The sequence below is a fragment of the Streptomyces flavofungini genome, assembly GCF_041028215.1.
Classification (GTDB): Bacteria; Actinomycetota; Actinomycetes; order Streptomycetales; family Streptomycetaceae; genus Streptomyces; species Streptomyces flavofungini_B.
The window spans coordinates 1-11,472 of record NZ_JASKYR010000208.1 but is presented as its reverse complement, the minus strand read 5'-3'; the positions used below and the strand labels follow the sequence as shown (position 1 = coordinate 11,472).

Annotated in this window: 11 protein-coding genes and 1 pseudogene; 8 read left to right on the top strand and 4 right to left on the bottom strand. The window is 72.0% G+C overall.

Going from position 1 to position 11,472, the window contains the following annotated elements:
* The coding region (locus tag AB8Z36_RS16575) for a hypothetical protein (RefSeq protein WP_440581930.1) at window positions 1–712 on the top strand (712 nt) is incomplete at its 5' end.
* 31 nt (window positions 713–743) lie between these two features.
* Window positions 744–1,286: an NUDIX domain-containing protein gene (locus tag AB8Z36_RS16570; protein ID WP_369214077.1), complete on the top strand. Its 543-nt coding sequence runs from the start codon at window positions 744–746 to the stop codon at window positions 1,284–1,286.
* Here AB8Z36_RS16570 and AB8Z36_RS16565 read toward each other — a convergent pair.
* Window positions 1,255–2,154 carry an aminoglycoside phosphotransferase family protein gene (locus AB8Z36_RS16565; protein ID WP_369214076.1) on the bottom strand — a complete coding sequence of 300 codons (900 nt, stop codon included), beginning with the start codon at window positions 2,152–2,154 and terminating at the stop codon, window positions 1,255–1,257. The genes AB8Z36_RS16570 and AB8Z36_RS16565 overlap by 32 nt on opposite strands.
* Window positions 2,155–2,345: 191 nt before the next feature.
* On the bottom strand, window positions 2,346–3,362 hold the full coding sequence (locus AB8Z36_RS16560) for an NADP-dependent oxidoreductase (RefSeq protein WP_369214075.1): 1,017 nt from the start codon (window positions 3,360–3,362) through the stop codon (window positions 2,346–2,348).
* 110 nt (window positions 3,363–3,472) lie between these two features.
* Here AB8Z36_RS16560 and AB8Z36_RS16555 point away from each other — a divergent pair, with 110 nt between their 5' ends.
* The gene (locus tag AB8Z36_RS16555; RefSeq protein WP_369214074.1) at window positions 3,473–4,033 is read left to right on the top strand and encodes a TetR/AcrR family transcriptional regulator; all 561 of its coding nucleotides are present in this window, start codon (window positions 3,473–3,475) and stop codon (window positions 4,031–4,033) included.
* Window positions 4,034–4,039: 6 nt separating this feature from the next.
* Here AB8Z36_RS16555 and AB8Z36_RS16550 read toward each other — a convergent pair whose 3' ends face one another.
* The gene (locus tag AB8Z36_RS16550; protein WP_369214073.1) at window positions 4,040–4,969 is read right to left on the bottom strand and encodes an EamA family transporter; all 930 of its coding nucleotides are present in this window, start codon (window positions 4,967–4,969) and stop codon (window positions 4,040–4,042) included.
* Between the two features lie 83 nt (window positions 4,970–5,052).
* On the opposite strand from AB8Z36_RS16550, the gene AB8Z36_RS16545 reads away from it, so the two are divergent.
* The gene (locus AB8Z36_RS16545) at window positions 5,053–5,988 is read left to right on the top strand and encodes a LysR family transcriptional regulator (RefSeq protein WP_369214072.1); all 936 of its coding nucleotides are present in this window, start codon (window positions 5,053–5,055) and stop codon (window positions 5,986–5,988) included.
* Here the strand turns inward: AB8Z36_RS16545 and AB8Z36_RS16540 are convergent.
* The gene (locus tag AB8Z36_RS16540) at window positions 5,927–6,442 is read right to left on the bottom strand and encodes a CGNR zinc finger domain-containing protein (RefSeq protein ID WP_369214071.1); all 516 of its coding nucleotides are present in this window, start codon (window positions 6,440–6,442) and stop codon (window positions 5,927–5,929) included. The two genes, AB8Z36_RS16545 and AB8Z36_RS16540, sit on opposite strands and share 62 nt — an antisense overlap.
* Window positions 6,443–6,549: 107 nt before the next feature.
* Here AB8Z36_RS16540 and AB8Z36_RS16535 point away from each other — a divergent pair, with 107 nt between their 5' ends.
* The 4 genes and pseudogenes from AB8Z36_RS16535 to AB8Z36_RS16520 all read left to right on the top strand — a co-directional run.
* The gene (locus tag AB8Z36_RS16535) at window positions 6,550–7,407 is read left to right on the top strand and encodes an alpha/beta fold hydrolase (protein WP_369214070.1); all 858 of its coding nucleotides are present in this window, start codon (window positions 6,550–6,552) and stop codon (window positions 7,405–7,407) included.
* Window positions 7,408–7,523: 116 nt separating this feature from the next.
* On the top strand, window positions 7,524–8,399 hold the full coding sequence (locus AB8Z36_RS16530; RefSeq protein ID WP_369214069.1) for a hypothetical protein: 876 nt from the start codon (window positions 7,524–7,526) through the stop codon (window positions 8,397–8,399).
* A 113-nt stretch (window positions 8,400–8,512) separates the two neighbouring features.
* A complete protein-coding gene (locus AB8Z36_RS16525; protein ID WP_369214068.1) occupies window positions 8,513–9,034 on the top strand; it encodes a hypothetical protein in 522 nt (173 codons plus the stop codon).
* 1,213 nt (window positions 9,035–10,247) lie between these two features.
* Window positions 10,248–11,472, top strand: a pseudogene (locus AB8Z36_RS16520) (type I polyketide synthase); the annotation flags it as partial.

The following is an 11,472-nucleotide window of genomic DNA, read 5'->3' as shown; positions in this document are numbered from 1 at the left end:
CTTCAGCATCGCCCTGGCGATGGKCACCGGCGCGGCCGTCGGGGTCTGCGTCTACGCCGTCAGCCGCACCGGCGGCACCTTCCTCTTCGCGATCGCCGGGGGACTGGCCGGGGCGCTCGTCGCCGTGGGCCTGGACGTCTACCGGCGTTCGGCGCGGCTGACCGAGGTCCGGATCACCGTTCCGCAGCTCAGTGAGCTGACCTTCGTCGTCAACAACGAAGCGCGGCAGGTCGCCTGGCAGCTCTTCGTCGAGTCGGTGACGCGCGTGTCGGTGCAGCGCCTCAATGACGACGAGGGCCTGCTCAGGGAGGCCATGACCTCGCTGTACGGGCTGTTCGCGTCCACCAGGGAGACGCTGAAGGTGAGCCGCCCCTCGACGCAGGTGAGTGCGGGGGCGGGCCTCACGGTGGAGGCCCTCGCGGTCAACTTCCTCAACGCCGAGCTGCGTCCGTTCCTGTCGCGGTGGCACCCCCGGCTGCGGGCCTTCGAGGAGGCACATCCCGGCCGTCCGGAGTCGGAGTGGCCACGCGCCGCGGAGTGCCGTGCGGAGCTGCGCGACGTCCAGGCCCACGCACGGGAGTACGTCCTCGCCTTCGCGCGGCTCGCCGGAGTCCGTGACGCGGCCGCGATGCTCGGCGCGGCGGCGGGGCCCGCCGACCATGAGCCGCCGACGGTGCCCCGGGCGCGCGAGCAGCGCCGGGAGGGCGAGTAGCGCCGGGAGGGTGATGCCGTACCGTTCCGCCATGGAGAAGCGCGGATCATGGACACGCCACAGTGGCGAGCGGCTGGTCTCCGGTGAGCACTTCGGGGTGTGCCGCGACGAGGTGACGCGACCCGACGGAGCGCGGGGCCGCTACGACTGGGTGGAGATGCCCGACCAGGTGCGGATCGCCGCCGTGGTCGACGGCTGCCTGCTGCTCGTCGAGCAGTACCACTATCTCGCGGGCCGGTTGTGGCAGCTCCCTGGCGGGGCCGTCGATCCGGGCGACGACAGCGCGCGGGCTGCGGCGCGGCGCGAGCTGGCCGAGGAGACCGGATACCGGGACGGCACATGGACGAGCCACGGCCACCTCTTCCCCCTGCCCGGCCTGACTCCGGCGCGGGTCCACCTGTGGCGGGCCGACCACCTCGTGCCCGGAGCGGCCCGCCCCGAACCCGGCGAGGCGGACCTGCGGGTGCACCACGTGCCCCTGGCCGATGCCGTGCGCGCGGCTCGGGACGGCCGTATGCCCTGCGCCCCCAGCGCGGCCCTGGTCATGACGGTGGCGTCGGCGCCGGGCGGCTGAACGGCGTCCCGGCGAGAGCCGCCGTGATCTGACGCGTCGTCTGGGCGGCGACCCGGGGGTGGGTGGCGGCGTAGTGGGTGTAGGCGTTCAGACCGGTGGCGAGGGCCAGGCCGCGGCCCCGTGTCCAGGTGGCGTCGTCGACGCCGAGCGCCTCGCGGAAGACGGCCCGGCTCCGGGCGGACATCAGGGTGAAGGCGATGGTCAGGTCGCAGGCCGGATCGCCCATGCCGAGTTCGCCGAAGTCGATGACCGCGCTGAGGGAGCCGTCACGGGTGAGCAGGTTGCCGGTGTGGAAGTCGCCGTGGAAGAGGACCGGGGGTCCCTCCCATGCCGGGGCGTTCAGTGCCGCCTCCCACAGCTCGGTCATGGCGGTGGTGTCGAAGGTGCCCTCGACCTCGGCGATGGCGGCCCGCGTCGCGCTGTCCCGGTCGGCGAGCGGCTGGGCGGTGAGGCCGCCGCGCGCGTCCTCCGGGAAGTCCTCGGTCCTGAACGACTGGAGGGCGGTGAGGAACTCAGCGAGCCGCACGGCGGTCTCGGCCGAGTCCTCCAGGGCCTCGGCCGTCGCCACCCGGCCGTCCAGCCAGCGGGAGACCGCCCATGGCCAGGGGTAGCCGAAGGCGGGTTCACCCACGCCCATCGGCACGGGGACGGCCAGGGGCAGGCGCGGGGCGAGCCTGGGCAGCCACTCGGCTTCCTTCCTGGCCTGCCCGATGGCCCCGTCGTGGCGCGGCAGCCGGAGGGCCAGCTCCTGCCCGAGCCGGTAGATGACGTGGTCCGAGCCTGCCGGGTCGACCAGGGTGAGGGGCAGCTCGGCCCACTGCGGGAACTGGGCCGCGAGCAGACGCCGGGCCAGCGCTTCGCCGATCACGGGGAGAGGCTCCTCGGGAGCCGCGGCCGTCGCGGATGCGCTGGGTACGGCGGGTGCGGTGGGTACGGAGGGTGTGGTGGACGCGGCGGGTTCCAAGTACGACTCCCTGGGCGGGCCCGTTCGATGTGACGGGCAGTCGGGTCCATCACAGTGCCTTACGGGCCCGCCTGTCGATCACTTTTCCGTCGTGCTCAGTCCCGCGCGACCGTCAGCACGATCTTGCCCCGGATGTGTCCCAGGGCCGCGCGCTCATGTGCCGCTCGGGCCTCCGTGAGCGGGAACGTGCTGTCGATCGCGACGCCGACCGTGCCCGCGTCCAACAGGCGTCCCAGCTCGGCGAGTTGCGCTCCGTCCGAGCGGACCTGGGAGGTGGAGACCGTCACGCCGAGGCGCGCGGTCTCCGCTTCGTCGAACTCCCCCGGGAAGACGGCGAAGTGGGCGCCGCCGCGCTTGAGCGTACGCAGGAGCCGCCCGCTGCCGGGGCCGCCGACCGTGTCCAGAACGAGGTCGATGTCGTGCACGGTCTCATCGGCGCGCCTCTTGGTGTAGTCGATGAACTGATCGGCGCCCAGCTCGTCGAGGAACGCCTCGTGCGCGCCCGAGGCCACGGCGACGACACGTGCGCCCTGCCACTTCGCGAGCTGTACGGCGAAGTGACCCACACCGCCCGCGGCACCGTTGACGAGCACCGTGGTGCCCGCGCCGAGGGGGACCGGGCGGTGCCGGTGCTCCTGGAAGGGGGAGGGGTGGTCGTGCCCGACCTCGATCAGGTACTGCCACGCCGTGAGACCGGCCATGGGGGCCCCGGCGGCGTGGATGTGGTCGACGCCCGCGGGCTTCAGCGCCAGGTCGGACGCGGGCGCGGCCACGTACTCGGCGTAGGCGCTGCCCCGGAAGCCGGGGAAGCGCAGCAGACCGAAGACCTCGTCGCCGACGGCGAAGCCGTCCACGTCCCCGGCGACGGCCGCGACGACGCCGGACACGTCCGTCCCGGGAATCACCGGCAGGCCGACCGGCGGCCCCGGGTCTCCTGGCACCTCCGTGAGACCGCCGCGCAGGTACCAGTCCGGCGGATTGACGCCGACCGCGTGCACGCGCACCAGCACCTCTCCCGGACCCGGCGAGGGGACCGCCACCTCCTCGGCGCGCAGCACCTCGGGGCCGCCGTGCTCGTGCAGCCGGACCGCTCTCATCGTCTCTGTCGGCATCGTTTGCTCCTCCCGCGCACCGGGTTAGGGTTATGTGGATCGGTGCTCCACATAAGTGGACCACTGATCCGAATATATGGACCACTGATCCGGATAGTCAAGAGGGACCGATGCGGGCCGACGCCAAGAAGAACCGCGACCACCTGCTCGCCGTAGCGGGCGCCGCCATCGCCGAGCAGGGCGTCGAGGTGTCCCTGCGCGACATCGCGCGCCGGGCCGGGGTCGGCCTCGCCACGCTGATCCGGCACTTCCCGACGCGCGAGGCGCTCCTCGAAGCCCTGCTCCACACGAGCTTCGGCGAGCTCACGGCGCGGGCGGATGACCTGGAGACGTCGAGCTCACCCGGCGACGCCCTGGCCACCTGGGTACGCGACTGCGTGGCGTGGACCACCGAGTACCGAGGGGTGACCGTGCTGATGGCCGCCGCCATCGAGGACACCGAATCGGCGCTCCACGCGTCGTGCGTCACCCTGCGCGCGGCCGGGGCGCGGCTTCTCGCCCGAGCCCAGGAGGCGGGTGCGGCGCGGGCCGACATGSACGGCACCGATCTGTTCGCGCTGATCGCGGCCCTCGCGTGGCTCGGCGACCAGCCCGCCCTCGCGCCGCGCGCCGACCACCTCTTCGGCATCGTCGCCGACGCGATCGTGGTGGGGAGCCCGAAGGCCCCGTAGCGGTCGCTATCCGTGCTGTCCGCTGGTGGTCGCCTTCGGCCGGGGCGTGGTGGGCGCCTCGGTGCCGGGGTCGGGGCGGGTGCCGCCGCGTACGGCGCCGATTCCGGCGGTGACGACGAGCAGGACACCGGCCGCGGGGGCGAGGCCCGGTATCTGGCCGAGGACGAGAAGCCCGGCCAGGAGTGCGATGGCGGGTTCGATGCTCATCAGGGTGCCGAACGCGGAGGTGGTCAGCCGCCGGAGGGCGAGGAACTCCAGGACGAAGGGGAGGACGGCGCTCAGCAGGGCGAGCCCCAGCATGGCGGTCAGCAGCGGCCAGGTGACTCGTGCGAGTTCCGAAGGGGCGGCCACCAGCAGTCCGATGACACCCGCGACGGGCATCGAGATGGCGAGGCCGTCCAGCCCCGTCACGGTGTCGCCCACATGCTGGGTCAGCAGGATGTAGGCCGCCCAGCACCCCGCGGCGGCCAGTGCGAAGCCCGCGCCGACCGGATCGATGCCGCCCTGCCACGGCTCGGTCAGCGCCAGGACTCCGAGGGCCGCGAGGGCCGTCCAGTACCGGCGCCCCCGGCCGGGTCCGCAGAGGGACACCGCCAGTGGGCCGAGGAACTCCAGCGCGCTGGCGGTACCCAGCGGCAGCCGGGTCACGGCCAGCATGAAGAACAGCATCATGCCCGCGCTCACCGCTCCGAGGACGGCGCAGGCCCCCAGGCCCCGGCCGGTGAAGTCCCGCACCCGGGGCCGGACCAGGACCAGCAGGAGCAGACCCGCCCACGCCAGGCGCAGCCCTGTCGTGCCCAGCGCCCCGAGCCGGTCCGTCAGCGGTACGGACAGGGCGAGGCCGAGCTGGATGGCGGACATGGACGTCACGGCCATCATCGCTCCGGTGGCGGAAGCGGGCAGGTGGGACCGTGTGCGGTGGTGCGGCAGGTTCATGGCCGCAGTAGACGCGTAGGGAACCGTTCGCGTCCACGTGCTGATGTTGAACAATTCGTCCGCGAATCCTGGACAATGCATGGATGGAGACGCGACGGCTGCGGATGCTGGTGGAATTGTCACGGCTTGGCTCGATGCGAGCGGTGGCCGACACCCTCGGCACGACGACCTCGACCGTCTCGCAGCAGATCGCCGCCCTGGCCAGTGACATGGGGACCGCCCTGATCGAGCCGCGCGGGCGCCTCGTCCAGCTCACCCCGCAGGGCCGTCGGCTGGCCGAACACGCCGTGACGATCCTCGCCGCCGTCGAGGCGGCGCGCCACGACCTCGCCCCGGAAGGCGAGCCCAGCGGCACCCTGCGCGTCGCCGGATTCGCCACCGCCATCCGCGAGCAAGTGCTGCCCATCGTCACCGACCTCGCCGGGAGCCACCCGCGCCTCCGCGTCCTGATCCGCGAACACGAGCCCGCCGAAGCGCTGCGGCTCCTGGCCGAGGACGCCACGGACCTGGCCCTGACCTACGACTACAACCTGGCACCCGCGACCGAGGACCCCGCGCTGCGCGCCACCGCCCTGTGGACCGCGCGCTGGGGTCTGGGAGTTCCGGCGCGGGCCGGCGTCCGGGAGGGGTCGACGACCCTGGAGGTCTTCGCCCGGTTCGCCGGGCACGACTGGATCGTCAACTCCCGCAACACGGCGGACGAGACCGTCATCCGCACCCTCGCCTCCATGGCGGGCTTCACCCCGCGCATCACGCACCAGGCGGACAGCCTGGACCTCGTCCAGGGCATGATCACCGCCAACCTCGGGGTGGGTCTGCTCCCCGTCGGCACGGCCACCCTCCCGGCCGTGCGGCTTCTTCCGCTCGCCGGTCCGGACGTCGAGCTGCGCGCCTACGCGGTCGCCCGGCAGGGCCGCCTGGACTGGCCGCCCCTCGCCCTGGTCACCGGCCTCCTTCTCAGGCGGCCCCCGGTCCACCCTCCGTCCGGCGCTGCCGCTCATGGTGCCGACGGGCCTTGAGGCGGTTGCCGCACGTCTTCATCGAGCACCATCGCGCGGTGTTGGCGCGGCTGTGGTCCACCAGGAACAACCGGCAGTCGCTGTTGGCGCACGGCCGCAGCCTGCCGGGCAGTTCGCGCTCGACGGCGGCCCAGGCGAGGACCAGCTCGACGGCCGACCGCCGCTCCGCCTCGACCTCCAGGACCCAGTCCAGCCCCTCGGCGGTCAGCCGGGGCACCTTGCGCGCACCCGCGACACACGCCGCCAGGGACTCCGGCCCGCTCTCGCCGCGCACCACGAGCTGGAGCGCGTCCCGGGCCGTCCTGAGCCATGTCCGCTCGGCGGGGCCACCGCGGCCGCCGTGCCGGGCCGCCCACTGATCCAATGCCGGATCCTCCGCCCACAGGTCGTGCGGCACCCCGTCCATGACGGGCGTGCTGTTCAGGGCTTCGAGCAGTGCTTCCTCGGCGAGCACCGCACCTCCTTCACATATAACCGGCTTGGGCCACTTGACAGGTTACAGCCTTGGGGGTGAGTCTACGGGTAAGAACTAACCACATAAAAGTCCCAAGGGGGTTACCCATGGCTGAGGTGCGACACCGCTACGCATCCGTACGCGGGCACGAGGTCTTCTACCGGGAGGCGGGTCCCGCCGACGCCCCGGTCGTCGTGCTGCTGCACGGATTCCCGACCAGCTCACGCATGTTCCGGCACCTGATCCCCGCACTGGCCGACCGGTTCCACGTCATCGCCCCCGACCACCTGGGGTTCGGCCGCTCCGCCACCCCGTCGGCGGACGAGTTCACCTACAGCTTCGACGCGCTCACCGACGTGACCGAGGAGCTCCTCGCCCAGCTCGGCGTCGAGCGGTACGCGCTCTACGTACAGGACTACGGCGCTCCCATCGGCTGGCGTCTCGCGCTGCGGCAGCCGCACGCCGTCACCGCGATCGTCACGCAGAACGGCAATGCGTACGACGAAGGGTTCGTGCCCGGCTTCTGGGCCCCCGTCTGGGCCTACGCGGAAACGCCCACCCCGTCGACGGAGGCCGCCGTGCGCGAGGCCCTGACCGAGGAGGCCATCCGATGGCAGTACCTGCACGGTGTCGCCGAACCGGAACGGGTCGACCCGGACACCTGGACCACCGATCACCGGGAGATCTCACGTCCGGGCCTCGACCGCATCCAACTCGCCCTCTTCCGCGACTACGCCACCAACCCGCCCCTCTACCCCCGGCTGCACGCGTACTTCCGCACCTCCCAGGTGCCGCTCCTGGCCATCTGGGGCGCTGAGGACGAGATCTTCGGCCCCGAGGGGGCGCGGGCCTTCACGAAGGACCTGAAGGACGCCCGCGTCCAACTGGTCCCAGGTGGCGGGCACTTCCTCCTCGAAAGCCACCTCGACACGGTCGCAGAGGCGATGCGCGCCTTCCTCGCCTGAGGGGCCGTCTACCTCATCCGACGTAGACGGATCATCCACGCGCATGTGACGTGCGCGGCAGGGCAACCGAACGCCTACCTGCGAAACGGTCCTGACGACAGGGAAGGGTGTTCTGGATGCCGAGCAAGGCGTTACGGGTGTCGCGTGTGCCGGTCTGCGCCGTGGCCGGGCTGCTGGCGGCCACGGTGCTGACGGGGTGCGGGTTGGACGGCGGCGACGGCGGCAAGGACGCCGCCCGGCCGCACGACGAGAACCGTCAGCAGTCACCCGGGCAAGTGGTACGGGCGACCAACGTCAAGACGTCGGAAGCCGGCTCGGCGCGGGTCAGGATAACGACCACGGCCAGTGCGAAGGGCAAGAGCGAGACCGTCACCGGCAAGGGGGTGCTGGACTTCCGGGGCGGCGAGAGCCGTATGACGCTGGGCCAAGCGGGGCAGCGGCTCGAACAGCGCGTGGTCGACCGGACCCTGTACCAGAAGCCCCCGAAGGGTGAGGGCGGTCTGCCGGACGGCAAGTCCTGGATGAAGATCGACCTCGAACGACTGCGGACGTCGGGTGCTTCGGCGGGCACCCAGGTCAGTGACCCCGCCGACTCCTTCGCCTACTCCAAGTCACTCTCCGGGCAGGACGTGAAGAAGGTCGGCGAGGAACGGGTGGGCGGTGTGCGGACCACGCACTACCGGGTGGCCGTCGACATCGACAAACTGGCCAAGGGCGACGCGGAGCAGAAGAAGAGGCTGCATGAGCAACTCGGGGACACCGTGCCGATGGATCTGTGGATCGACGGCAAGGGGGTGACGCGCCGTCAGCAGGTCGAGATGGGCGTGCGGACCCGGGCGAAGGGCGAGGCGTCCGGCTCGGCCGAGGTCAAGGCGAAGGTCGTCATGGACTTCAGCGACTTCGGGACAGCGGTGGACGTCGACGCCCCGGCCGCGTCGGACACCGTCGACGTGACGGACAAGGTCGTCAAGGAGAGCCACCGCAAGGCGTGACCGGCGGGGAGGGCTGAGCTGGCCGAAGGCGGGCAACCGGACACCCCGCTGCCTGACCGCTGCTGGTCAGGCCGCACATCACCCGCCTCCGGCCGCGCTCTACGATGACCTCCATGGAGACCGCCACCACCCTCGTGCATCTGGACAGCCCCTTCATCAATTTCAGGGACCACGACTTCGGTGCGGGCTCCCACGGCTACCGCTGGGTCAACGTCAAGCGCTTCAGGCTCGCGTCCGGGACGGGGAGCGACCGGGACGTGCTGGCCGCGCTGATCGCACACCCGCAGTTCCGGGACACCTACGACGGCGGCGGTGTCCAGGACTGGCCGCGCCACGGCCAGTGGTGGCTGGAGCGCATCACCCCCGACACCTACGAGAGCATCGGCGCCGACGCGGCCACCGAACTCGTCCGCGCCTGGGCCGCCCAGCACGGCGACGTCCCGGAATCGCTCCTCGCACGCCTCGGCCAGGAGCTGTACACCCCGCTGCGCCAGGCGACCGCCTGCTATGTGCTGGGCCACCTCCCTGAGGAGGCCCAGCACGACTACGGCCCCCTCCACACCGACTACCACGAACTCGTCCTCATCGACCGCCGGACCTCGACGGTCACCCTCGCCGTCGCCGCCGACGACTGACATGCTGCCCGGCTGGGAACCCCGGCCGCGCAGCGTCTTCGCGCTCACCAGGGCACCGGCCAGGACGGCGGCCACCAGGGTCCCCGCGATCACGGTGGCGAGTGTGCCGGTGCTCAGGTGGGTCAACGATCAGCATCATGGCGAGGCTGTCGGTGAGCCCGGCCTCCATCGGCAACAACACTGCGCGCGTGACACATGGTCCGTGGTGCTCTCCGTGTGCTCTCCGTGGTGTTTTCCGTACTCGGCACGGAGGCGGGCCCACCGCACGGCGGGAGAGGCTCTGATCACAGCGAACTGCCCCGACGCGAGACAGCCGGGGATATGACACAGGCTCTGAACAGGGCCACCGCCTCCGACTCGTCTCCGCCCGCCCGGGGGCCGGACGCGGCCGCCCCGCCCGGCTGCCCGCGGCCGCGTGCCCGGACAGGGCCCGCCGGTCGGGCATCTCCAACTTGCCCAGCAGCGAGCCCACATGGGATTCGACCGTGCGCACGGAGATGAAGACCCTCGCGGCCGAGACCACGGACGGGGCCACAGAACTGGACACCCGGACATTATCCGTGGCGGGCCCTTGGGGAGGAGCGCACCCCGTTTCCGGTACCGGCGTGCGCGCCCGGTGCGGCCCGCCGCATCCGCACGTCGTGGGCGGACGCCGCTCGGGGCAGCGGAGGATCCGGTTCTCAGTGCGCCGCCGCGCACTTCGTAGTTGGTTCACACGTCAACTTCGAAAAGTGCGCCGTGGTAAGCGCGTGGTCGTCGGGAAGGTATGGGATTACCGCTCGGGCCATCTGCCGGGCCCGGGCGGAGCGGCGGAGCGGCGGAGCACGAGCGGATTCCGCTTCCGGGGAAGCACCGCTCCCGGGGGCCCTTCGGATCGGCTCTCCGCGGCTCTCATCCATCGAACTCTCCGCACCTCGTGATCGCCGGAGAACCATCCGAGGCCCGACGGGAACCCGTCGGAGACCTCTGCCGTCGAGGAGGACGCATGGCCGAGCACCACCTGGTGACGGGTGCCACCGGATTCGTCGGAGGAGCCGCGGCCTACGGCAACCCCGGCCAGTCCGACTACGCCATGGCGAACGAGACCTCACCCAGGTGATGTGCGCCGCGCCGTGCCCGCACGGACCGCCCACGCCCAGTGCCATCTGACGCTCACCGATGACCAAGGGCCGCTCGCCCTGATCCGCGATCTCGAACTCGTGCTGAGGCCCTCATGATCACCCCCGCCCGGACCTTCGACAGGGAACAACTCGAACGGCTCTCCCACGCCCCGGTCTCCGGGGTGTTCGGCCCCCGCTACTCGGTCCAGGACGACCGGCAGCGCCAGACCCGGCTGCCCAAGCCGCCGCTGCTCCTCATCGACGAGGTCACCCACCTGGAGGGCACACCGGCCACGATGGGCCCGGGTGTGATCAGGACCCGGACCTTCGTGCGGCCCGACCGCAGCTTCCTGGACCACACGGGCCGCATGCACACCGGTCTGACCGTCGAGAGCACCCAGTCCCTCCTCGTGCTCCTCAGCTGGCTGGGCGCGGATCTGGACAACGCCGCGCAGCGGGTCTTCCGGCTCCTCGGCTACGAGGCGACCTTCCACGGTGCCGGAGCCCCCGCGGCCGGTGAGACCTGGATCGCGGACGTCCGCGTCGTCGACCACGCCCGGCAGGGCGGGTCGCTGATCGTCTTCTTCGAGGCGGACTGCCGGGTCGCCGACGCTCTGCGGCTGACCGTCCGCAACGCCCAGGCCGGTTACTTCTCGCACCGGTCACTCACGGACGCCCCCGGCGTGCGCTGGGCCCCGAGCAGGGGCGCCGCGCCCCCGGGGCGAGCGGCTCCCGTCGTGGTGACCGCCCGCTCCCGCACCTTCGCAGCCAGCAGGGTACGGGCGTTCGCGGACGGCAGGGCCGCGCACTGCTTCGGCCCCGACTGGCCGTCGGCCGGTTCGCCCCGCCTGCCCTCCGGCGACATGCTGCTGCTCGGCGAGATCACGGAGTTCGCGCCCTCGGCGGGCCCGTGGGCGCGCGGCTACCTCCGGGCCGAGACCCCCGTCCGCCCGGAGGACTGGTACTTCGCCGCCCACTTCCACAACGACCCGGTCATGCCGGGCAATCTGACGCTCGACGGCTGCCTCCAGGCGATGAGCTTCTATCTGGCCGCCGCGGGCTTCACCATCGGCCGGGAGCACTGGCGCTTCGAAGCGGTGCCGAACCAGCGGTTCGCCGTGCGCTGCCGAGGCCAGGTGACCCCGGCGGCCGACCGCCTGACGTACGAGGTGTTCGTCTCGCAGCTCCTGACCCACCCGCATCCGACGCTCGTCGCCGACGTCCTGCTCACCGTCGACGGGGTCAAGGCGCTGCACGTCGAGCACCTGGCCGTGCGTCTCGCCCCGCGCGCGGGCCGGCCGCTGACGCCGCGAGCTAGGGGGTGGGGGTCTCCAGGAT

Bases quoted from the DNA above. Each gene is read 5' to 3' on its own strand.
- AB8Z36_RS16570 (WP_369214077.1), top strand. From the start codon at position 744: ATGGAGAAGCGCGGATCATGGACACGCCACAGTGGCGAGCGGCTGGTC.
- AB8Z36_RS16560 (WP_369214075.1), bottom strand. From the start codon at position 3,362: ATGCCGACAGAGACGATGAGAGCGGTCCGGCTGCACGAGCACGGCGGC.
- AB8Z36_RS16550 (WP_369214073.1), bottom strand. From the start codon at position 4,969: ATGAACCTGCCGCACCACCGCACACGGTCCCACCTGCCCGCTTCCGCC.
- AB8Z36_RS16545 (WP_369214072.1), top strand. From the start codon at position 5,053: ATGGAGACGCGACGGCTGCGGATGCTGGTGGAATTGTCACGGCTTGGC.
- AB8Z36_RS16535 (WP_369214070.1), top strand. From the start codon at position 6,550: ATGGCTGAGGTGCGACACCGCTACGCATCCGTACGCGGGCACGAGGTC.
- AB8Z36_RS16530 (WP_369214069.1), top strand. From the start codon at position 7,524: ATGCCGAGCAAGGCGTTACGGGTGTCGCGTGTGCCGGTCTGCGCCGTG.
- AB8Z36_RS16525 (WP_369214068.1), top strand. From the start codon at position 8,513: ATGGAGACCGCCACCACCCTCGTGCATCTGGACAGCCCCTTCATCAAT.